This is a genomic window from Klebsiella sp. NPDC088457 (genome assembly GCF_044900465.1).
Classification (GTDB): Bacteria; Pseudomonadota; Gammaproteobacteria; order Enterobacterales; family Enterobacteriaceae; genus Klebsiella.
Genome location: NZ_JBJDNH010000033.1, coordinates 1 through 20,418, shown reverse-complemented (window position 1 = coordinate 20,418; position 20,418 = coordinate 1). Strand labels below are relative to the sequence as shown.

General features: G+C 58.2%; 22 protein-coding genes. 8 read left to right on the top strand and 14 right to left on the bottom strand.

All coding sequences use genetic code 11. From position 1 onward, the window contains the following. Window positions 1-7 precede the first annotated feature (7 nt). From ACI2JR_RS19605 to nasR, 4 genes are all read right to left on the bottom strand, one after another. The gene (locus tag ACI2JR_RS19605; RefSeq protein WP_132731423.1) at window positions 8-796 is read right to left on the bottom strand and encodes an ABC transporter ATP-binding protein; all 789 of its coding nucleotides are present in this window, start codon (window positions 794-796) and stop codon (window positions 8-10) included. Between the two features lie 9 nt (window positions 797-805). After that, window positions 806-1,690, bottom strand: a complete 885-nt coding sequence (gene ntrB, locus ACI2JR_RS19600) for a nitrate ABC transporter permease (RefSeq protein WP_132731422.1) — start codon at window positions 1,688-1,690, stop codon at window positions 806-808. A gap of 1 nt (window position 1,691) precedes the next feature. Then, window positions 1,692-2,948 (bottom strand): ABC transporter substrate-binding protein, encoded by a 1,257-nt coding sequence (locus tag ACI2JR_RS19595; protein WP_132731421.1) that lies wholly within the window; start codon window positions 2,946-2,948, stop codon window positions 1,692-1,694. Window positions 2,949-3,217: 269 nt separating this feature from the next. Continuing rightward, window positions 3,218-4,414, bottom strand: a complete 1,197-nt coding sequence (gene nasR, locus ACI2JR_RS19590) for a nitrate regulatory protein NasR (RefSeq protein WP_462479261.1) — start codon at window positions 4,412-4,414, stop codon at window positions 3,218-3,220. Between the two features lie 68 nt (window positions 4,415-4,482). On the opposite strand from nasR, the gene ACI2JR_RS19585 reads away from it, so the two are divergent. Continuing rightward, window positions 4,483-4,836: a DsrE/DsrF/TusD sulfur relay family protein gene (locus ACI2JR_RS19585; protein ID WP_132731419.1), complete on the top strand. Its 354-nt coding sequence runs from the start codon at window positions 4,483-4,485 to the stop codon at window positions 4,834-4,836. A gap of 238 nt (window positions 4,837-5,074) precedes the next feature. Next, on the top strand, window positions 5,075-5,317 hold the full coding sequence (locus ACI2JR_RS19580) for a hypothetical protein (RefSeq protein ID WP_462479260.1): 243 nt from the start codon (window positions 5,075-5,077) through the stop codon (window positions 5,315-5,317). A gap of 37 nt (window positions 5,318-5,354) precedes the next feature. Here ACI2JR_RS19580 and ACI2JR_RS19575 read toward each other — a convergent pair whose 3' ends face one another. Together ACI2JR_RS19575 and chaB are read right to left on the bottom strand one after the other, a co-directional pair. Further along, window positions 5,355-6,035 carry a gamma-glutamylcyclotransferase gene (locus tag ACI2JR_RS19575; protein ID WP_462479259.1) on the bottom strand — a complete coding sequence of 227 codons (681 nt, stop codon included), beginning with the start codon at window positions 6,033-6,035 and terminating at the stop codon, window positions 5,355-5,357. 150 nt (window positions 6,036-6,185) lie between these two features. After that, window positions 6,186-6,416, bottom strand: coding sequence for a putative cation transport regulator ChaB (gene chaB / locus ACI2JR_RS19570; RefSeq protein ID WP_132731416.1), 231 nt, complete (start codon window positions 6,414-6,416; stop codon window positions 6,186-6,188). Between the two features lie 264 nt (window positions 6,417-6,680). Between chaB and chaA the strand changes: the two genes are divergently transcribed. After that, a complete protein-coding gene (gene chaA, locus ACI2JR_RS19565; RefSeq protein ID WP_462479258.1) occupies window positions 6,681-7,781 on the top strand; it encodes a sodium-potassium/proton antiporter ChaA in 1,101 nt (366 codons plus the stop codon). Window positions 7,782-7,905: 124 nt separating this feature from the next. Here chaA and kdsA read toward each other — a convergent pair whose 3' ends face one another. From kdsA to hemA, 6 genes are read right to left on the bottom strand one after another with little or no spacing between them, the layout of a single operon-like run. Next, a complete protein-coding gene (kdsA, locus tag ACI2JR_RS19560) occupies window positions 7,906-8,760 on the bottom strand; it encodes a 3-deoxy-8-phosphooctulonate synthase (protein ID WP_462479257.1) in 855 nt (284 codons plus the stop codon). A gap of 39 nt (window positions 8,761-8,799) precedes the next feature. Continuing rightward, on the bottom strand, window positions 8,800-9,612 hold the full coding sequence (gene sirB1, locus ACI2JR_RS19555; protein WP_132731413.1) for an invasion regulator SirB1: 813 nt from the start codon (window positions 9,610-9,612) through the stop codon (window positions 8,800-8,802). A 3-nt stretch (window positions 9,613-9,615) separates the two neighbouring features. Then, window positions 9,616-10,008, bottom strand: coding sequence for an invasion regulator SirB2 (gene sirB2 / locus ACI2JR_RS19550; RefSeq protein ID WP_132731412.1), 393 nt, complete (start codon window positions 10,006-10,008; stop codon window positions 9,616-9,618). Beyond that, window positions 10,005-10,856, bottom strand: a complete 852-nt coding sequence (gene prmC / locus ACI2JR_RS19545) for a peptide chain release factor N(5)-glutamine methyltransferase (RefSeq protein WP_132731494.1) — start codon at window positions 10,854-10,856, stop codon at window positions 10,005-10,007. Before prmC ends, sirB2 begins: the two co-directional genes overlap by 4 nt. Next, window positions 10,856-11,938: a peptide chain release factor 1 gene (gene prfA / locus ACI2JR_RS19540; protein ID WP_132731411.1), complete on the bottom strand. Its 1,083-nt coding sequence runs from the start codon at window positions 11,936-11,938 to the stop codon at window positions 10,856-10,858. Before prfA ends, prmC begins: the two co-directional genes overlap by 1 nt. A gap of 43 nt (window positions 11,939-11,981) precedes the next feature. Continuing rightward, window positions 11,982-13,238 (bottom strand): glutamyl-tRNA reductase, encoded by a 1,257-nt coding sequence (hemA, locus tag ACI2JR_RS19535; protein WP_462479256.1) that lies wholly within the window; start codon window positions 13,236-13,238, stop codon window positions 11,982-11,984. A 272-nt stretch (window positions 13,239-13,510) separates the two neighbouring features. Between hemA and lolB the strand changes: the two genes are divergently transcribed. The 4 genes from lolB (at window position 13,511) to dauA (ending at window position 17,908) form a co-directional block, all read left to right on the top strand. Beyond that, window positions 13,511-14,122: a lipoprotein insertase outer membrane protein LolB gene (gene lolB / locus ACI2JR_RS19530; protein WP_132731409.1), complete on the top strand. Its 612-nt coding sequence runs from the start codon at window positions 13,511-13,513 to the stop codon at window positions 14,120-14,122. Next, the gene (ispE, locus tag ACI2JR_RS19525; protein WP_462479274.1) at window positions 14,122-14,973 is read left to right on the top strand and encodes a 4-(cytidine 5'-diphospho)-2-C-methyl-D-erythritol kinase; all 852 of its coding nucleotides are present in this window, start codon (window positions 14,122-14,124) and stop codon (window positions 14,971-14,973) included. The genes lolB and ispE overlap by 1 nt, the downstream gene beginning before the upstream one ends. A gap of 183 nt (window positions 14,974-15,156) precedes the next feature. Next, complete coding sequence (gene prs, locus ACI2JR_RS19520) at window positions 15,157-16,104, top strand: ribose-phosphate diphosphokinase (RefSeq protein WP_002910407.1); 948 nt, start codon at window positions 15,157-15,159, stop codon at window positions 16,102-16,104. Window positions 16,105-16,228: 124 nt separating this feature from the next. Continuing rightward, entirely contained in the window at window positions 16,229-17,908 is a 1,680-nt protein-coding gene (gene dauA, locus ACI2JR_RS19515) for a C4-dicarboxylic acid transporter DauA (RefSeq protein WP_462479255.1), read from the top strand. A gap of 20 nt (window positions 17,909-17,928) precedes the next feature. Here the strand turns inward: dauA and ACI2JR_RS19510 are convergent, their stop codons facing one another. Together ACI2JR_RS19510 and ychH are read right to left on the bottom strand one after the other, a co-directional pair. Continuing rightward, window positions 17,929-18,954 (bottom strand): MerR family transcriptional regulator, encoded by a 1,026-nt coding sequence (locus ACI2JR_RS19510; RefSeq protein ID WP_462479254.1) that lies wholly within the window; start codon window positions 18,952-18,954, stop codon window positions 17,929-17,931. Between the two features lie 227 nt (window positions 18,955-19,181). Further along, complete coding sequence (gene ychH / locus ACI2JR_RS19505) at window positions 19,182-19,457, bottom strand: stress-induced protein YchH (RefSeq protein ID WP_132731405.1); 276 nt, start codon at window positions 19,455-19,457, stop codon at window positions 19,182-19,184. A 273-nt stretch (window positions 19,458-19,730) separates the two neighbouring features. Here ychH and pth point away from each other — a divergent pair, with 273 nt between their 5' ends. Beyond that, window positions 19,731-20,315: an aminoacyl-tRNA hydrolase gene (gene pth, locus ACI2JR_RS19500; RefSeq protein WP_132731404.1), complete on the top strand. Its 585-nt coding sequence runs from the start codon at window positions 19,731-19,733 to the stop codon at window positions 20,313-20,315. Window positions 20,316-20,418: the final 103 nt, after the last annotated feature.

Sequence of the window (20,418 nt, the reverse complement as noted above, 5' to 3'; positions counted from 1 at the left end):
CTGCCCCCTACGCCGCTTTCGGCTGCTTTTCGTAGAGGAAATGCAGGATCTGCTGGCGCAGCTGGTGATAACGACTATCGTCCGCCAGCTGGACGCGATTGCGCGGCCGGGGGAGATTGACGCCGAGGATTTCCCCTACCGTCGCCGCCGGACCGTTAGTCATCATCATGACGCGGTCGGAGAGCAGCACCGCTTCATCGACGTCATGGGTAATCATCACAATGGTGGTATTCAGCGCCTGCTGAATCTGCATCACCGCGTCCTGCAAATGGGCGCGGGTCAAGGCGTCGAGCGCGCCAAAAGGCTCGTCCAGCAGCAGCACCTTTGGCTTCATCGCCAGCGCCCTGGCAATCCCCACCCGCTGCTTCATCCCGCCGGAGATCTCCCCCGGGCGTTTATGCAAGGCGTGGCCCATCTGTACCCGTTCAAGGTTGTGCTCGATCCACTCTTTACGCTCAGCTTTACTCATGGTGCGGCGAAACACCCGATCGACCGCCAGCGCCACGTTGTCAAAACAGGTCAGCCACGGCAGCAGCGAGTGGTTCTGGAAGACCACCGCCCGCTCCGGCCCCGGCCCGGCGATCTCCCGGTTATCGCACAGTAGCCCCCCTTCGCTGGGTAAGGTGATCCCGGCGATCAGGTTCAACAGCGTCGATTTGCCGCAGCCGGAGTGGCCGATCAGGCTGACGGTTTCCCCTTCATAGATGTCGAAAGAGACGTTTTGCAGCGCCAGAAACTCGCCGCTGGCGGTGTTGAAACGCTGGCTGACGGCCTGGACCTGAATTAATGGTTTCATAGCGACTCCCTATTTTTCCTGCCAGCTAAAGCGGCGAGCGATCAGCATCAGTCCCTGCTCAAGCAGCAGGCCGACGACGCCGATAATGACGATGGCGATGATGATGTTTTCCACGTTGAGGTTGTTCCATTCGTTCCAGATCCAGAAACCGATCCCCAGCCCCCCGGTCAGCATTTCGGCGGCGACGATCACCAGCCAGGCAATACCGATGGAGAGGCGTACGCCGGTCAGCACCGCGGGCAGTACGGCCGGGAAGAGGATGCGGCGCATCACCGTCCATTCAGAAAGCTGTAAGACGCGGGCGACGTTGAGATAGTCCTGCGGAATACGCCGTACCCCTTCGGCGGTGTTGATCACCATCGGCCAGATGGAACAGATAAAAATGGTCCAGCTCGAGGCGGGTTCCGCCTTCTGGAACAGCAGCAGGCCGATAGGCAGCCATGCCAGCGGGCTGACCGGGCGCAGTAGCGCAATCAGCGGATTGAACATCCGGGCGAAAAACAGCGAGCGGCCGATCAAAAAGCCCAGCGGAATGCCGGCCAGCGCCGCGAGACCGAAGCCTACCGCCACCCGCTGCAGCGAGGCCAGCACGTTCCAGCCGATGCCCATATCGTTCGGCCCGTCCCGGTAAAAAGGATCGGCAAACAGGGTCAGCGCCGAATCGAGCGTGCTCAGCGGCGTCGGGAAGCCTTTACCGTTGATCGCCGCCAGCTGCCAGCAGAGCAGCAGCAGACCCAGCCCCAGCATGGGCGGCAGCAGGCGCTGCACGCCGTCGCGCAGCCAGCGCCTGACGGGCGGCACCGAACGCCGGACCTGCACCGGCGGTAGAATAATCACTTCACCCGGCGTCTTTTCTGCCCTGACGGCAGGTTGCGTATTGTGCGCGTGTTTCATTTCATGCCCCCTTACGTTGAATCGCGAAGCCGCGGGCGTAACCTTCCGGATCGGCCCCCGTCCAGACCGTACCGTCAATCAATGTGCTGCTGCGCAGCGCCTGGGTCGGGACGGCGATCCCGCCGACGGCCTGCGCCGCCTCTTTCCAGACGTCAATGCGGTTGATGCGCCGGGCCACCGCCTGATAATCCGGCACCGTTTTCAACAGGCCCCAGCGGCGAAACTGGGTTAAAAACCACATCCCGTCCGACAGCCATGGGAAGCTCACCTCCCCCTGGTCGTAAAAGCGAATCGGGTGCGCATCCTGCCAGCGGCGTCCCAGTCCGTTGTCGTACTCACCGAGCATCCGCCCGGTGAGGTACTGTTCTTTGGTATTCAGCCAGGCGCGTTTTGCCAGAATGCGCGCCGTTTCGCGTTTGTTCTCTGCTGAAGCCTCAATCCAGCGCGCGGCGTCCAGTACCGCCGCTACCAGCGCTCGCGCGGTGTTAGGGTTGCGCTCGACCCATTCGCTGCGGGTGCCGAGAATTTTTTCCGGATGTTCCGGCCAGATATCCTGTGAAGTGGCGGCGGTAAAACCAATGCGATCGTTAATGGCCCTTGCGTTCCACGGTTCGCCGACGCAAAAACCGACCATGTTGCCGATGCGCATGTTCATCACCATTTGCGGGGGCGGGACCACCACGGTACGCACATCTTCGAACGGGTTAATGCCGCCGCTGGCCAGCCAGTAATAGAGCCACATGGCATGGGTCCCGGTGGGAAAGGTATGAGCGAAGGTATAGCTGCCCGGCGCGCTCTGGCCAATCAGCCGTTTCAGCCCGGAAAGATCGCTCACCCCCTGACTTTGCAGATCCTGCGATAAGGTGATGGCCTGGCCGTTACGGTTGAGCGTCATCAGGTTCGCCATCGACTGCGGTTTACTGGCTATCCCCAGCTCCAGTCCGTACAGCAGGCCATACAGAATATGTGCCGCATCGAGCTCACCGGCGATTAGCTTGTCGCGCACCGCCGCCCAGCTGGCCTCTTTCGTCGGCACGAGGGTAATGCCGTATTTTTTATCGAACCCTTTCAGCGACGCGATCGCTATTGGCGCGCAGTCCGTTAGCGGAATAAAACCCACCCGCACGGTGGTTTGCTCCGGCTTATCGGAGCCTGCTGCCCACGCGCTTTGCATCACGCCAGGCAACAGCATCGCGCCGCCCAGCGCGGCGCCTGCCTGCAGAAAATGCCGCCGTGAAATCGAAAATTTATCGCCCATACCCGCTCCAGAACGCGCAAAAAAAAAGCGCCCGACAGTGCTTATGCACTGCAGGACGCCTTTATCCATGGGCCATCAGACCGCCGTTGGCCTGTTGCCCAAAATTGTCTACTGACCCGAACTTGCGCTTTCGCGCTGATATATTGAATATTGCAAAACGGATGCCAATATTCAGAAAGGCCTTTTACCGCCCTTTTCCTCGCGCAATGAACGCTGGCTATGCCGAAATTGCACCGTCGACAGGCAGCAAATGCCCACACATCGTGCAACTACTCCTTTGGGGTTACTGACCACAGCGACTTCACCGTCAGCAGCGCGCGGGCGATCTCCACCATCCGCTGATTCTTATCCATCGCCATTTTGCGCAAGGTCTGCCAGGCCTGCTCCTCCTGCATTCCCTGATGGGTCATCAGCACGCTTTTCGCTTTATCAATCAGCGTGCGCTCTTCAAGCGTATCTTTTAGCGATGCCAGCTGGCCGGAGAGCTGTTGCAGCTCGAACGCCTGCTGGCGGACCAGCGGCAGCAGCTGTTTATCCAGCCGATGTGCGAGGCTATCATCCGCCTCTTCCTGCGGCCAGCTGGCGGGCGGCATCGGCGGCTCTTCTCCGCTGAGCAGCCGATCGGCGGCGTTCAGCAGATCGCCGATCAACCGCTCTTCCAGTCCCCGCATCTGCTCCAGGCGCGCGGTCTGGGCGCAGAACCAACGCAGCGCCGCCTCACCCTCGTCCGCCGGGGGTTGCCGGGTACAGGCGATCCGCCGCAGCTGCTCGATATCGAGACTGGCCTGACACTGCGCTGTAAACAGCGCGCTCTGCGCCGCGTCAGCCAGGGCGATGAAGCTATCAAAACAGGACTGTTGGCCATCAATCCGATCCACCAGCTGCTGGCGTAGCTCAGCGCTGAACTGGCCGCGGGCAAACCCCAGCGCCCCCAGCGCGCGCTCCTGTCCCACCAGCTCTTTCCCCTGCATAAAGCTGTAGAGCGCCACCATCCGCCCGGCAATTTGCGGATCGTCGATGCTGTCATTAAGCTGCGGGACGATATTCAGCAGGTGGCGGATAATGCGGCTGAACTGATCCGTGGCCGCTTCTGCGGCAATAGCGCGGCTGCGTACGGCCGCGCGCAGCGGCGGGATCTGCCCCAGATACCAGACTGCGCTGGCAATCCGCCAGCACAGGGCGCTGCTGGCGCTATCGCGTGCCGGGGCCAACGCCGTGCGAAACGCGATCAGCTGTTCGTCGACCAGCGCGCCGCCCGCACGGCATTCCGCGGCGTAGAGCCGCCCGCTGGAACATAACCAGATGTTGGACGCGCCGCGTTCGCACTGTAGCATATGCACCAGAGCGCTAATCTGGTTTGCCAACGCCCCCAGCTGAGCCAGCTGGCGAAGCTGCTGTCTCTGGCGCTGATGGGCATGGTGAAACCACTCATTCGCCTCAGGCGTTGTGCCAGCCGTATTATTCATACCCCCTCCCGGGTTAACGCTTTATACTTCAGCTAAGCAATAACCGTGCCTTATACCAAGGAGTTCTTATGCAAAGTATTGTGATTGTCGCTAACGGGGCTGCCTACGGCAGTGAATCGCTGTTTAACAGTCTGCGCCTGGCGATTGCGCTGCGCGAGCAGCAGTCGGCGCTCGACCTAAAGATTTTTTTAATGTCGGATGCGGTAACGGCCGGGCTGCGCGGGCAAAAGCCGGCGGAAGGATATAATATTCAGCAGATGCTGGAGATCCTCACCGCGCAGAACGTCCCGGTGAAGTTGTGTAAAACCTGTACCGACGGTCGCGGCATCACCGCGCTGCCGCTGATTGACGGCGTGGAAATTGGGACCCTGGTCGAGCTGGCGCAGTGGACGCTGGCGGCAGAAAAAGTCCTGACCTTCTGAATTCCCCCCTTCTGACGGGATTAAATATCAAGCTGGCAGCGTTTCTTAACGTAAAAATATGCCAGCTGAATGCTTTCAGGAACAACATCATTTTTGTTTAATCTTTATTCCTTTTGTTGATCAATATCAGCATCCGCACGTCCCCCATTTGGTGTTATGCCATGAGCAAAGTGTGAACGATATCACGCACGGGATTGAGCTGGCAGGACGCTGTGGACAGACAACAACGGGGTACAAAATGGCAATGGTAAAAGCAAGTTTGATGTTGTTTGGCGGTGATACGCTGGTGGTTCGGTGTTCCGAACGCTGCCATATTCACCTGATGAGCGCCAGGGCTGCGGGTGATAGCCGCGCGAATATTCTGAGCGTGCAGGATCGCGATAGCGCCTATTTGACCGTGCCCTACAACGGCACGTGGAATGTCCTGATCGACAGCCACAGTCAATCTCTGGAGCACTCCATCAGCTACGTTCCCGCCTGATATCATCGCCCGGGTGACCCCGGGCGCTTTTCCGTTCTCAGGCCAGCCCTGGCTGGCTGTTTTCCCCGAGCAGGTTACGCACTTTGCCGACCAGATCGTCAAGGCAAGCATCATGCATTCCCAGCTTGCGCAGCTCCTGGTCGAGCGAGAACAGATACTGGGCGTTGGTGCCCAGCGGCCCGCTGGCTCGGGCGATCAGCGGCGCAATCACCTGGGCGCTGGTATCTGACTCAAAGAGCGGGTGGCGCGGATCCATAATAAACACCAGCGCATTGACCGTCCGCCCGTCGTCAAGCTCAAGCTTGCACCAGGTCGGCAGATAGCAGCCGGTGATCATTTCCCGCTTCCACAGCAGGGTCAGCTCCTCTTCCAGGGTATCGTCGGGGAGACGGTAGGCCACACCGGTAGTGCGCCCGCCCTCTTTAAGGGCCAGCATCCGGCCAGGCTGATGCGCGCTGCCTCGCCCGGCGGTCAGCCGCAGACAAAAAGCGCGGTGCCAGCCCGGGAGCGTACCGGTACAGGATTCACGGTACTCCAGCGCCGGGTTCCACATTAGCGAACCGTAGCCAAAAATCCATACTGAGCCGGCATCCGGACAACAGGCCAGGGTGGCAGCCAATGAGGCCGCCCGTTGCTCTGCCGACCAGAGTAGCGATTCCTCAATAGCACCAAACGCCGTCTTACAATCCGCATTGATTAAGAAATCACGAGTTAACACTTTCTACTACCTCCGCCACTGCCTGCTTCCCGGCGATTATCTGATGCCATCCGTGAAATATTGCCGAATTATTATCCAGCTTTCATCGACAATAAGCAATTAACGCCACCCTGGCAAGGCGCGGGGCAGCAGATGAGGCAGCCGGAACGATTATTTTTTCTTATGCCACTTATCATCGCCTCCTTTTTGATAGTCATTCTTGACCGCAGCCCAGGCGACCTTATGCGCCGTCTCTTCACGGCTGGCGTCGTCCCGCCGGTCCTCCTGGTGCTTATACTGCTCCCAGGCGCTATTAAACGCTTCTTTATAGATCTCCTGGGCATGCGCCGGCAACACGCGCTGGACGCTATCGGGTAACTCTTGTTTACTGCGATAAGGCATATTCACCTCCGGATGGTGGTAAAAATATAAGTCTGGGACACTAATTCAGGCTTTTCAAGGCGGGATATAATCCAGAAGCGTTTTTAGTAATCATCTGAATAATAAATATAAAATCGCAATAACGATAAGTTTTGGCAATCTTAAGTAATTAGTTAACAATAGCCGTAAATTTAAGTAAAAAAACAATTCAGATAGCAAAATGTCTGTTATTTTATCTACTTACGGTATCTATAATTATAACACCTGCATCAATGGAGATGGTTCATGACACATGCACATGAGGCGGTGAAAACCCGCCACAAGGAGACGTCGCTTGTTTTTCCGATTCTGGCGCTGGCGGTGCTTATCTTCTTCGGAAGTAGTCAGTCGCTGCCAGCGGTTATCGGTATCAACATTCTGGCCTTAGTCGGTATTCTGTGTAGCGCCTTTAGCGTCGTCCGCCACGCGGACGTTCTGGCGCACCGCCTGGGCGAACCGTACGGATCGTTAATTTTAAGCCTTTCGGTGGTCATTCTTGAAGTCAGCCTGATTTCGGCACTCATGGCGACCGGCGACGCCGCGCCCACGCTGATGCGCGACACGCTCTATTCAATTATTATGATCGTTACCGGCGGTCTGGTCGGCTTCTCTCTGCTGCTGGGCGGGCGCAAATTTGCCACCCAGTACATGAATCTATTTGGCATCAAACAGTACCTGATCGCCCTGTTCCCGCTGGCGATTATCGTGCTGGTCTTCCCGATGGCGCTGCCGGGGGCGAATTTCACTACCGGCCAGGCGCTGCTGGTGGCGTTAATTTCCGCGGCGATGTACGGCGTGTTTCTGTTGATTCAGACCAAAACCCACCAGAGCCTGTTTATTTACGAGCATGAAGATGACGGCGACGACGATGACCCGCATCACGGTAAACCCTCCGCGCACAGCAGCGCCTGGCACACCGCGTGGCTGTTAATCCACCTGGTTGCGGTTATCGCGGTGACGAAGATGAACGCCAACCCTCTGGAGACGCTGCTGACCAGCATGAACGCCCCGGTGGCCTTCACCGGTTTCCTGGTGGCGCTGCTGATTCTGTCGCCGGAAGGTCTCGGCGCCCTGAAGGCGGTGCTGAACAATCAGGTGCAGCGCGCCATGAATCTGTTCTTCGGTTCGGTGCTGGCGACGATTTCACTGACCGTGCCAGTGGTCACCTTAATCGCCTTCTTAACCGGCAATGAGCTGCATTTCGGTCTTGGCGCGCCGGAAATGGTCGTGATGGTCGCCTCGCTGCTGTTGTGCCAGATTTCCTTCTCTACCGGGCGCACCAATGTGCTTAACGGCGCGGCGCACCTGGCGCTTTTCGCCGCCTATCTGATGACCATTTTTGCCTGAGTCCCTTCCCCCGGCTGCGCTGGCCGGGGAGCGCTCCCCACGCCGGCCTGGCGCATCGTACCCGCGATAAAAAAAGCCTGCCGGTTTCACAACCGGCAGGCTTTTCGCATCACAGAACCTGTATTTAGTGGCTGGTATCCAGCTCTTCAAAGCTCTTCACCAGATCGTCAATCGCTTTGATCTGCTTGAGGAACGGCTCCAGCTTCGCCAGCGGCAGCGCGGACGGACCGTCGCATTTCGCATGTTCCGGGTCCGGGTGCGCTTCGAGGAACAGACCGGCCAGACCGGTAGCCATACCGGCTCGCGCCAGTTCGGTCACCTGGGCACGACGACCGCTGGACGCCGCGCCAAACGGGTCGCGGCACTGCAGGGCGTGGGTCACATCGAAGATAACCGGCGAGTTGTTGGACACTTTCTTCATCACGCCGAAGCCCAGCATATCGACAACCAGGTTGTCGTAACCAAAGTTAGCCCCGCGGTCGCACAGAATCACCTTGTCGTTACCGCCTTCAATAAACTTGTCGACGATATTGCCCATCTGGCCCGGGCTGACGAACTGCGGTTTTTTAACGTTGATCACCGCGCCGGTTTTCGCCATCGCTTCCACCAGATCGGTCTGACGCGCGAGGAACGCCGGCAGCTGAATCACGTCAACCACGTCAGCAACCGGCTGCGCCTGGCTTGCTTCATGAACGTCAGTGATGATTTTCACGCCGAAGGTCTGCTTCAGTTCCTGGAAAATCTTCATCCCTTCTTCCAGACCCGGCCCGCGATAGGAGTGGATGGAAGAACGGTTAGCTTTATCAAAAGAGGCTTTGAACACATAAGGAATGCCCAGCTTCTGTGTTACGGTCACGTAGTGTTCGCAGATACGCATCGCAAGATCGCGGGATTCCAGCACGTTCATCCCGCCAAACAGGACGAAAGGCAGGTCGTTTGCTACGTTGATATCACCAATGCTAACCACTTTTTGTTTCATAAGATCGCCTTATCAGGGTGTAACCGGAATCATTCCAGATTAGTGAAGAGTAATTTGTTTATGCGAAATCGTGTTAATTTGCGCGCGGATCATTTCGCTGATCGGGTCCTCAGGACACTGCTCAACAAAATAGTTCAGATCCAGCAGCGCAACATGGTCGCACTCAAGCTGGGCGTAGATCAGCCCGCGGTCGCGAATCTCATACGGATCTTCCGGATTGAACTGCAGCAGCGCTTCGCTGGCGCGCAGGGCCAGCTCCATCTGCCGCTCTTCCATCAGCGCCGATTTCAGGGTGTCGAGCAGTTTGTGGATCACCTCGGCGTTATCCGCCTCATCGAGGTCCTCGTTGAACAGCTCGGCAACCGGACTAATATTGCCCTTCAGCCAGACTTCAAGCGTGTGCTCGTTGAGCGTTTCGCCGTTGAACGGGTTAATCAACCACATCTCTTCGCTGGTCTCAGGGTCGGCGCGCAGCAGCATCTGCGTCGGGAAGATAACCGGGACCAGCGGCAGCGACATGCGCTGGGCAATCCACAGCACGATAGCCCCTAAAGAGGCGGCGCTGCCCTGACGATTGATCAGAACTTTGTCGACCCACAGGGCATCGGACAGCCGGTAGACGCCGTGGGAATCGCGAAAGCCCCACTCGTGATAGAACAGCTCCAGCAGCCGTTCCAGCTGACGTTCCTGATCCCACGAGGAGGCAATCTCCTCCTGCGCCAGGCTCAGCAGCCGCTCCAGTTCATCCTGCACGTAGTGCGTCGGAAAATCGTCGCGGATTAATTCAGAAATGAGGACCATTCCATCGCACAATGGCGCTTTATTAAATTCGAAATCAGCTAATGACCTCATGACTTACCCCAGTAACGGTGTTCTTGTGATGGCGAGTTGTATGATGATGAACAACACCACCAAAGCCAACAGAAAAGCGATAAATCTGCTCTGCTGGCTGCGCGGACGACGACGGCCCAGCGCGATAAAACCCAATGCAATGTAAATGATAACGCCAAACAGCTTTTCAGTCAGCCACGAGCCATCGTCCGTAAACGGCAGATAGCGCGTTATGGCCATTAATCCGGCGCCGCTGAGGAATAACAAAGTGTCGCTGCAGTGCGGCGCGATACGCACCCAGCGCCGGTTAAGCCGCGCGTCACCGCTGTAGCTCCACCAGTAGCGTAAGGCGAACAGGCTGACCGACACCACGACACAAGCGATATGCAGGTACAGTACCGCGCTAAACAGATTCATTCGCCAACGTCCTCCAGGCCGGGGAACCGCCCGACGGTCAGGCGGTCGTTATCGCCGTAATCACGGCAGGTGGCGATCTCAAGATAACCAGCGTCACGGAACAGCGCGCGCACCGCTTCTCCCTGCTTCCAGCCGTGCTCCAGCAGCAACATCCCGTCGGGCGTCAGGAAATGACGGCCTGCGCGGATAATATGCGCCAGGTCGGCCAGACCGTTATCGGCGGCAACCAGCGCCGTTTTCGGCTCGAAGCGCACGTCGCCCTGCGCAAGATGCGGGTCGGTTTCATCAATATAAGGCGGGTTGCTGACGATCATCGCAAACTGCTGCCCCGCCAGCGCGGCGAACCAGTTGCTTTGCAGCACGGTGACGTTGCCGATAGCGAGCCGTTCGGCATTGCGCGCGGCCAATGCCGCCGCATCGGGCATGACATCAACAGCCGTCACCTGGCAGTCCGGGCGTTCGCTGGCTAAGGCCAGGGCGATAGCGCCGGTGCCGGTACCTAAATCCAGAATCCGGCACGGCGCGGCAGGCAGACGGGCCAGCGCCTGCTCGACGAGGCACTCGGTGTCCGGACGCGGGATCAGCGTCGCCGCTGACACCAGCAGCGGCAACGACCAGAACTCCCGCTCGCCCACCAGATGGGCCACCGGTTCGCCGCGCTGGCGGCGGCTGAGCAGCGGCGCCAGCTGCGCCAGCTGTTCCTCCGTCAGGAGCGTTTCACCGAAGGCGAGAAGGTAGGTCCGCGCCTTACCGGTCACGTGCCCTAACAGGATCTCGGCGTCGCGACGCGGACTTTCGCTCTCACTCAGCCGGCTTATCGCCTGCGCCAGCCACTGTTGAAAGGTCATCATTCCTGCTCGGAAAGCGCAGCCAGCTGATCGGCCTGGTATTCCTGAACAATCGGCTCAATCAGCATATCCAGTTTCCCCTCCATCGCTTCATCCAGACGGTAGAGGGTCAGGTTAATGCGGTGGTCGGTCACCCGCCCCTGCGGGAAGTTATAGGTGCGGTTGCGATCGCTGCGATCGCCGCTGCCCAGCAGGTTACGCCGGGTTGAGGCTTCCGCCTGCTGGCGTTTAGCCACTTCCGCCGCGCGAATACGCGCGCCGAGCACCGACAGCGCTTTGGCTTTGTTTTTGTGCTGCGAACGCTCGTCCTGGCACTCCACGACGATCCCGGTCGGTAAGTGGGTAATCCGGATCGCCGAATCGGTGGTGTTAACGTGCTGACCGCCCGCCCCTGAGGAACGGAAGGTATCGATACGCAGATCGCCCGGGTTGATATCCGGCATTTCGGCTTCCGGCAGCTCCGGCATCACCGCCACGGTACAGGCGGAAGTGTGAATACGGCCCTGGGATTCGGTTGCCGGCACACGCTGGACGCGGTGACCGCCGGACTCAAATTTCAGACGACCATACACGCCATCGCCGCTGATTTTAGCGATCACCTCTTTAAAGCCGCCATGTTCGCCTTCGTTGGCGCTCATGATCTCCACCCGCCAGCGGCGGGCTTCGGCATAGCGGCTGTACATACGGAACAGATCGCCGGCAAACAGCGCCGCTTCATCCCCGCCGGTACCGGCGCGGACTTCGACAAAGGCGTTGCGTTCGTCATCCGGGTCCTGCGGCAACAGCAGCACCTGCAGCTGTTGCTCCATCTCTTCGCTTTTGGCTTTCGCGTCGCGCAGCTCTTCCTGCGCCATTTCGCGCATTTCCGCATCGTCGAGCATCATCTGTGCGGTTTCAATATCATCCTGCACCTGACGCCACTCGGTATAGCAGCGCGCCACGTCGCTAAGCTGCGCGTATTCACGCGACAGCGCGCGGAATCGATCCTGATCGGCGATGGTCGCAGCATCACCCAGCAGCGCCTGAACTTCCTCATGGCGTTCGTACAGAGCTTCCAGTTTGGCAACAATAGAAGGCTTCATAGGCGTGAATTCACCCTGTCCTGAAAATAGAGAGAAATGTGCGCTATTCCAGCCCGAGGCTGTTGCGCAGAATATGCAGGCGTTCATCATCCCCGTCACGGGCAGCCTGCTGAAGAGATTTGGTTGGTGCGTGGATCAGGCGATTGGTCAGCTTACGCGCCAGATCCTGCATAATTTCCTGCGCATCGCCACCCTGATCCAGCGCAGCCAGCGCCTTCGCCGTCAGCTCCTCACGGACCTGCTCGGACTGGGAACGATATTCGCGGATAGTCTCGCTGGCGCTCTGGGCGCGCAGCCAGGCCATAAATTCGCTGGTTTCCTGCTCGACGATTGATTCCGCCTGTACCGCCGCGGCTTTGCGCTGCGCCAGATTGTGCTGAATGATGTTCTGCAGATCGTCCACGCTGTACAAATAGGCGTTCGCCAGCTTGCCGACTTCCGGTTCGACATCGCGAGGGACCGCGATATCCACCAGCAGCATCGGCTGATTACGCCGCGCCTTCAGCGCGCGCTCCACCATCCCTTTGCCAATAATCGGCAGCGGACTGGCGGTGGAACTGATAATAATATCGGCCTCTTTCAGCCGCTCGTCGATGTCGCTCAGGGCGATAACCTCAGCGCCGACTTCCCCGGCCAGGACCTGAGCGCGCTCGCGGGTACGATTAGCTATCACCATTTTTCGCACGTTGTGTTCGCGCAGATGGCGCGCGACCAGTTCGATGGTTTCCCCGGCGCCGACCAGCAGTACCGTCACGCTGGAGAGCGATTCAAAGATTTGTCGCGCCAGCGTACAGGCGGCGAACGCGACGGAGACCGCGCTGGCGCCGATATCGGTTTCGGTACGCACGCGTTTAGCGACGGAGAAGGATTTCTGGAACATCCGCTCCAGTTCACTGACGTTGAGATGCCCCCGGCTGGAGTCGGCAAAGGCTTTTTTCACCTGCCCCAGAATCTGCGGCTCGCCAAGCACCAGCGAATCGAGACCGCTGGCGACGCGCATCAGATGGCTGACCGCATCATTGTCCTGATGCCAGTACAGGCTTTTACGCAGGTCTTCTTCATTAAGATGGTGGTAATCACACAGCCAGCGAATGAGCGCTTCCTGCAGATTATCCTGTTCCTCAACGCTGAGATACAGCTCCGTGCGGTTACAGGTCGACAGCACCACACCTCCCTGCACCATTGGCTGAGCCAGCAAGCTCTCCAGCGCCTTATCGAGCGTGTCCGGCGAAAACGTTACGCGTTCTCGCAGCGCTACCGGGGCTGTTTTGTGATTAATGCCAAGAGCTAAAAGGGTCATTGTGAGGGAGTAGTACCAGCGTTGCTAAGGTTAGTCTGCACGCATCATACAGGATGCGCGGAATCAATAAAAGAGACGCTCCCCTTTTGGAGTAATAGGCATCGGTGTAAAAGCCATTAACGGTAATTTTTTGATTTCAGACAATTTGAACGTAGACGCTATCGCCGGGCAACGCTAGCATTAAGGGTTATAATTGTAACCCGCTACACAAATCGTGTGCGTACTCCTCCGTCGCCGGATTTCACTGTAGACATCAAGGATTTGTCATCATTATGAATCGACTGCTCCGCCTGTTGCCGCTGGCCAGCCTGGTCCTGACCGCCTGTACTCTTAACGCGCCGCAAGGCCCTGGCAAAAGCCCTGATTCGCCGCAATGGCGTCAGCACCAGCAGGATGTCCGCAATCTGAACCAGTTCCAGACCCGCGGCGCCTTCGCTTACCTTTCCGACGAGCAAAAAGTTTATGCCCGCTTCTTCTGGCAACAAACCGGCCAGGATCGCTATCGCCTGCTGCTGACCAACCCGTTAGGCAGTACGGAACTGTCGCTGACCGCCCAGCCGGGCAGCGTGACGCTGATCGATAACAAAGGCCAGACCTACACCGCAAGCGACGCCGAAGAGATGATTGGCCGCCTGACCGGGATGCCCATCCCGCTGAACAGCCTGCGCCAGTGGATTATCGGCCTGCCGGGCGAGGCCACCGACTATACGCTTGACGATCAATACCGCCTCAGCGCCCTGAACTACACGCAAAACGGCAAAACCTGGCATGTCACCTACGGCGGTTATACCAGCGATACCCAACCTTCACTGCCGGCTAATATGGAACTGAATAACGGCAGTCAGCGCATCAAGCTCAAAATGGATAACTGGATTGTGAAATGATGACCCGCTGGCCTTCTCCTGCAAAGCTGAACCTGTTTTTGTACATTACCGGGCAACGCGCCGACGGTTACCATACCTTGCAGACGCTGTTTCAGTTTCTCGACTACGGCGATACCTTAACCATCGAACCTCGTGATGACGGGGCGCTGCGTCTGCTGACGCCGGTGGCCGGGGTGCCGGACGAAGAGAATCTGATCGTTCGCGCCGCCAGGCTTTTGATGCAGGCGGCATCGGCGCGCGGGCAGCTGCCGGCAGGCAGCGGCGCGGATATCAGTATCGACAAACGCCTGCCGATGGGCGGCGGCCTCGGGGGCGGCTCTTCCAACGCCGCGACGGTGCTGGTGGCGCTGAATCATCTGTGGCGCTGTGGATTGTCGGCAGAAGAGCTGGCGACGCTGGGGCTGCAGCTTGGCGCCGATGTGCCGGTCTTCGTGCGCGGTCACGCGGCCTTTGCCGAAGGCATTGGCGAGATTCTGACCCCGGTCGAGCCGCAGGAAAAGTGGTATCTGGTCGCCCATCCGGGGGTCAGTATTCCTACGCCGCTCATCTTTCGCGACCCCGAGCTACCACGAGACACCCCGATCAGGTCAATAGATACGTTGCTAAAATGTGAATTTCGCAATGATTGCGAGGTTATCGCAAGAAAACGTTTTCGCGAGGTTGATGCGGCGCTTTCCTGGCTGTTAGAATATGCGCCGTCGCGCCTGACTGGCACAGGAGCGTGTGTCTTTGCTGAATTTGACACCGAATCTGCCGCTCGTCAGGTGCTGGAGAAAGCCCCGGAATGGCTACAAGGCTTTGTGGCGCGAGGTGTTAACATCTCACCGCTCAAGCTAGCCCTACCTCAGTAATTCTGCTTATTGCACGAATTATGGTCGATACGCCGGGCAAATTGAGTAACGGTGACAACGTCACCCTGTTCCAGACGTTGCATCGTTCTCTTTAAATACACCGCCTGGATGGAATGGCGCCAGCCCGCACCGTTTTTTTGGCCCCTTTCATCCACCACTGGACGCATGCCTGAGGTTCTTCTCGTGCCTGATATGAAGCTTTTTGCTGGTAACGCCACCCCGGAACTAGCACAACGTATTGCCAACCGCCTGTACACTTCTCTTGGCGACGCCGCTGTAGGTCGTTTTAGCGACGGCGAAGTCAGCGTACAAATCAATGAAAACGTACGCGGTGGTGATATTTTCATCATCCAGTCCACTTGTGCTCCCACCAACGACAACCTGATGGAACTGGTTGTTATGGTTGATGCTCTGCGTCGCGCTTCGGCGGGTCGTATCACCGCCGTTATCCCTTACTTTGGCTATGCTCGTCAGGACCGTCGTGTGCGTTCCGCCCGTGTGCCTATCACCGCGAAAGTCGTGGCTGACTTCCTGTCCAGCGTCGGCGTTGACCGCGTCCTGACCGTTGACCTGCATGCAGAACAGATCCAGGGCTTCTTCGACGTTCCGGTTGATAACGTCTTCGGCAGCCCAATCCTGCTGGAAGACATGCTGCAGCTGAATCTGGACAACCCGATCGTGGTTTCTCCGGACATCGGCGGCGTGGTACGTGCTCGTGCTATCGCCAAGCTGCTGAACGATACCGATATGGCGATCATCGACAAGCGTCGTCCGCGCGCTAACGTTTCCCAGGTGATGCACATCATCGGCGACGTTGCCGGCCGCGACTGTGTGATGGTTGACGACATGATCGATACCGGCGGCACGCTGTGTAAAGCGGCTGAAGCGCTGAAAGAACGTGGCGCCAAACGCGTATTCGCCTACGCCACCCACCCGATCTTCTCGGGCAATGCTATCCAGAACATTAAAAACTCTGTGATTGATGAATTCGTCGTCTGCGATACCATCCCGCTGGCGCCGGAAATCAAAGCGCTGGATAAAGTGCGTACGCTGACGCTTTCTGGCATGCTGGCAGAAGCGATTCGTCGTATCAGCAACGAAGAATCCATCTCTGCTATGTTCGAACATTAATCGAGCCCGGCCAAAAAACCCGCTGCGGCGGGTTTTTTTGTCCCCGACATTTATTTGTATGACCAATGCCTCCTTCACCTGCCATTTAGTTGACAGATGATGCGCCTATGGACGAAACATTATTGTGAACAGATTATTTTCCTCACATGTGATGCCTTTCCGCGCCCTCATCGATGCTTGCTGGAAAGAAAAATATACCCTCCCACGCTTCACCCGCGATCTGATCGCCGGGATAACGGTAGGGATTATCGCCATTCCGCTGGCAATGGCGTTGGCGATTGGCAGCGGCGTGGCCCCGCAGTACGGGCTCTACACTTCGGCCGTCGCCGGTATCATTATCGCGCTGACCGGCGGTTCGCGTTTCAGCGTCTCCGGCCCCACCGCCGCCTTCGTGGTGATCCTCTATCCGGTCTCGCAACAGTTTGGCCTGGCAGGGCTGCTGGTGGCGACGTTGATGTCCGGGATCTTTTTAATTCTTTTCGGCCTGGCACGCTTTGGCCGGCTGATCGAATATATCCCGCTTTCCGTGACCCTCGGATTTACTTCAGGTATCGGTATTACTATCGGTACCATGCAGATTAAAGATTTTCTTGGTCTGCAGATGGCCCACGTTCCGGAGCACTACCTGCAGAAAGTTGCCGCCCTGGTCATGGCGCTGCCGACGGTCAACCTCGGCGATGCGGCGATCGGCATCGTCACTCTCGGCACCCTGATTATGTGGCCGCGTCTCGGGATCCGCCTGCCCGGCCACCTGCCCGCGCTGCTGGCGGGCTGTGCGGTGATGGCGGTCGTCAATCTGCTGGGCGACCAGGTCGCTACCATCGGCTCCCAGTTCCACTACCTTCTCGCCGACGGCAGCCAGGGCAACGGTATTCCGCAGCTGCTGCCGCAGCTGGTGCTGCCGTGGGATATGCCGGGTTCCAACTTTACGCTCAGCTGGGCCTCTTTGCAGGCGCTGCTGCCGGCGGCCTTCTCGATGGCGATGCTTGGCGCGATTGAATCGCTGCTGTGCGCGGTAGTCCTCGATGGCATGACCGGTACCAAGCACAAGGCCAACAGCGAACTGATTGGCCAGGGGCTTGGCAACATCGTCGCCCCGTTCTTCGGCGGGATTACCGCCACGGCCGCCATTGCCCGTTCGGCAGCCAACGTCCGCGCAGGAGCCACCTCGCCCGTCTCCGCCGTTATCCACGCCCTGCTGGTGATCATGGCGCTGCTGGTGCTGGCGCCGCTGCTCTCCTGGCTGCCGCTTTCGGCGATGGCGGCGCTGCTGCTGATGGTGGCGTGGAACATGAGCGAAGCGCATAAAGTGGTTAACCTGCTGCGCTATGCGCCGAAGGACGACATTATCGTGATGCTGCTGTGCATGTCGCTGACGGTGCTGTTTGATATGGTCATTGCGATTAGCGTCGGCATCGTGCTGGCTTCGCTGCTGTTTATGCGCCGTATCGCCCGCATGACGCGCCTGGCTCCGGTCAACGTCGACGTCCCCGACGACGTGCTGGTGCTGCGGGTTATCGGCCCGCTGTTCTTCGCCGCCGCCGAGGGGCTGTTTAACGATCTGGAAACGCGGATTGAGGGTAAGCGGATCGTGGTGCTGAAATGGGATGCGGTGCCGGTGCTGGACGCCGGCGGCCTGGATGCCTTCCAGCGTTTCGTGAAAAAGCTGCCGGAAGGCTGTGAGCTGCGGGTGTCTAATCTGGAATTTCAGCCGCTGCGCACTCTGGCGCGCGCCGGAGTCCAGCCCATTGCCGGACGCCTGAGCTTCTACCCCGATCGCAACGCCGCGCTGGCGAATATTTAACCACAGCGGGATGCGGGCGTTCACGCCCGCATCATCACTCCTATCGCCTGCTGGAGCCAGCTGAGCACCGGCGGCGTCATCCACGTCCCTTTCATCAGATGCGGTTCGCGCTCCATCGCGTGGCGAAACTTTTGCTGGGTCTGCGGGCTGGTTCCGGCATACGACTGGAACAGCGCCAGCCACTGCCGCGCCAGCTTTTGCCCGGCCTCGGATGCCGGATCGGTCTGCTCAGCGCAGGCCTGATGCAGCGCCGATACCAGCCCCGGCCACTCCATCAGCCGATCGAAATAGTGCTCACGGGTAAACGCCAGCTCGTCGGCGTTCAAATAGCGCGCCCAGATCGCCAGCTTGCTTTGCGCAAAGGCGTGGGTAATGTAGTCCACCACCTCGGGCGTAATCCCGGTTTGCGCGCGCATTTGCGGTTCCGCTGCGTGCATCTCATTGAGGCGGGTGAGAAACTCAGGCCGCCCGGCGGTATCAAGCTCCAGGCGCTCCATCCAGCGGGTGGCCAGCGCCATCGCCGACGGCGAGTCTGGCGGGCTGCGCTCCTCCATCAGCCGCTGCGCCTCAATGACCAGCGCCTGCCAGATTTGATTGCGCTGCTCGTCCTGTTCTGCGAACGGCAGCGCCTGTAGTTCCTGCGGACTAAACCAACGATCGTACATATTCATAAGCTCCAGGGTCTGTAGCCAGGACTCCAGATCGGGTTCATTCCCGCTACCCAACTCGTCGCGCAGCAGAGCCAGCCTTTCGCGCAGCGTTGAAATCGTGCGCAGCTGCGTATCAAGGGTGGCAATTTGCTGCACCAGCAGATCGGATAACGAAAGCGAACCGCGATCGAGATGCTCCTTAATAGCGGCGAGTTCCAGCCCGGCCTGTGCCAGCGCCTTAATCATATGCAGCCGCTGAACGGCCGCCAGATCGTACAACCGATAACCCGCCGCGCTTCTGGCCGAAGGCGTCAGCAGCCCGGTTTGTTCATAGTGATGCAGCGTACGGACGGTTATTCCGGCGCGTTTCGCCAGTTCCCCCACCTGAATTAACATGACTGCTCCTTTTGTCTGCCAGTGGCACAACTCTGCCGCCTGACGTTACGTTAGGGTCAAGCGCATATTTATCAACGGGGGCAACAATATCAGCGGGACGGCCGTTGCGGGAGTAAAATAAGCAGGAGTAACATAGTCAGCCAGCCGGTTAGATCGCGGCTGGCGGCAGTGCGGATGAATTCACAAAATTGCACCCGCCTGGCAACAGGTGCAGGCAATGGACTGGCCTAGCTGTGGCGATGCTGGTCACGACGGCAGCGTTTATCGTAGTGGCGTACCCACCAGTATTTGTCGCTGACCTGTTCATGCCCGCCGACGCGCGCCCCGGCGAGCCAAAGTACGGCGCCGACAAAAATACTTAACACCGCGCCATGAGCGAAGAACTGCGGCAGGTCAAGCTGCGGAAGCTGGTTTAAAATAGAATAACCGACGCCCACCACCATGACGACCAATCCTAAACCCATCAGTACATTACCGAGTAACGAAGCGTTTCTGCGTTTCATATGTCACCTCCGGAACCTTGGGTCATCTGGGAATATCCCCAAAACTTATAGGATTAGTATAGACAACGGGGATAAGGTTGATTGCGTCGGCGATCACATTAGTTAATATCAAACCAACAAAAAATTACAAATAACTTACTGAACAACATCAAATTCTAATGGTTCAGCAGGGAAATTATCGCCCCCTGCGCCGCTACGCTGGCAGAATTTTGTCAAGCGCCTCAGCAACCAGTACACTACGCGCCAGAGAACGACCCAAGCAGGATAGAAAACGTGACGATAAAACTGATTGTCGGCCTGGCGAACCCCGGCGCCGAATACGCGGCGACACGACACAACGCTGGCGCCTGGTACGTAGATTTACTGGCCGATCGCCATCGCGCCCCGCTGCGTGAAGAGAGCAAATTCTTTGGCTATACCGCGCGGATTAACGTTGCCGGCGCAGATGTACGTCTGCTGGTTCCAACCACCTTTATGAACCTCAGCGGTAAAGCCGTGGCGGCGATGGCGACCTTCTACCGTATTAACCCGGATGAAATTCTGGTGGCGCACGATGAGCTTGATTTACCGCCGGGCGTGGCTAAATTTAAGCTCGGCGGCGGCCACGGCGGGCACAACGGGCTGAAAGATATCATCAGCAGGTTGGGAAATAACCCTAACTTTCACCGCTTACGGGTCGGGATCGGCCATCCGGGCGATAAAAATAAAGTTGTCGGTTTTGTGTTGGGTAAACCGCCGATGAGCGAACAGAAACTGATTGACGAGGCCGTTGACGAAGCGGCGCGCTGCACCGAGGTCTGGCTGAAAGAGGGCCTCACCAAAGCGACCAACCGTTTACACGCTTTTAAAGCGCAATAACCGCTCGACGTGCGGAATTTTTAGCGCGCACCGTGTATAATAGGCGAAGCTATTTACTTTTCTGCAATCTGCTCACTGTAACAGATTGATTATCCAAAGATGA

What these genes read in the sequence shown, in the direction of transcription:
- ychH (WP_132731405.1), bottom strand. Translation starts at nt 19,457, where the DNA reads ATGAAACGCAGAAACGCTTCGTTACTCGGTAATGTACTGATGGGTTTA.
- lolB (WP_132731409.1), top strand. Translation starts at nt 13,511, where the DNA reads ATGAATCGACTGCTCCGCCTGTTGCCGCTGGCCAGCCTGGTCCTGACC.
- ntrB (WP_132731422.1), bottom strand. Translation starts at nt 1,690, where the DNA reads ATGAAACACGCGCACAATACGCAACCTGCCGTCAGGGCAGAAAAGACG.
- chaB (WP_132731416.1), bottom strand. Translation starts at nt 6,416, where the DNA reads ATGCCTTATCGCAGTAAACAAGAGTTACCCGATAGCGTCCAGCGCGTG.
- ispE (WP_462479274.1), top strand. Translation starts at nt 14,122, where the DNA reads ATGACCCGCTGGCCTTCTCCTGCAAAGCTGAACCTGTTTTTGTACATT.
- ACI2JR_RS19585 (WP_132731419.1), top strand. Translation starts at nt 4,483, where the DNA reads ATGCAAAGTATTGTGATTGTCGCTAACGGGGCTGCCTACGGCAGTGAA.
- sirB1 (WP_132731413.1), bottom strand. Translation starts at nt 9,612, where the DNA reads ATGAGGTCATTAGCTGATTTCGAATTTAATAAAGCGCCATTGTGCGAT.
- hemA (WP_462479256.1), bottom strand. Translation starts at nt 13,238, where the DNA reads ATGACCCTTTTAGCTCTTGGCATTAATCACAAAACAGCCCCGGTAGCG.
- prmC (WP_132731494.1), bottom strand. Translation starts at nt 10,856, where the DNA reads ATGACCTTTCAACAGTGGCTGGCGCAGGCGATAAGCCGGCTGAGTGAG.
- ACI2JR_RS19580 (WP_462479260.1), top strand. Translation starts at nt 5,075, where the DNA reads ATGGCAATGGTAAAAGCAAGTTTGATGTTGTTTGGCGGTGATACGCTG.
- ACI2JR_RS19510 (WP_462479254.1), bottom strand. Translation starts at nt 18,954, where the DNA reads ATGTTAATTCAGGTGGGGGAACTGGCGAAACGCGCCGGAATAACCGTC.
- chaA (WP_462479258.1), top strand. Translation starts at nt 6,681, where the DNA reads ATGACACATGCACATGAGGCGGTGAAAACCCGCCACAAGGAGACGTCG.
- prfA (WP_132731411.1), bottom strand. Translation starts at nt 11,938, where the DNA reads ATGAAGCCTTCTATTGTTGCCAAACTGGAAGCTCTGTACGAACGCCAT.
- kdsA (WP_462479257.1), bottom strand. Translation starts at nt 8,760, where the DNA reads ATGAAACAAAAAGTGGTTAGCATTGGTGATATCAACGTAGCAAACGAC.
- ACI2JR_RS19605 (WP_132731423.1), bottom strand. Translation starts at nt 796, where the DNA reads ATGAAACCATTAATTCAGGTCCAGGCCGTCAGCCAGCGTTTCAACACC.
- sirB2 (WP_132731412.1), bottom strand. Translation starts at nt 10,008, where the DNA reads ATGAATCTGTTTAGCGCGGTACTGTACCTGCATATCGCTTGTGTCGTG.
- ACI2JR_RS19595 (WP_132731421.1), bottom strand. Translation starts at nt 2,948, where the DNA reads ATGGGCGATAAATTTTCGATTTCACGGCGGCATTTTCTGCAGGCAGGC.
- nasR (WP_462479261.1), bottom strand. Translation starts at nt 4,414, where the DNA reads ATGAATAATACGGCTGGCACAACGCCTGAGGCGAATGAGTGGTTTCAC.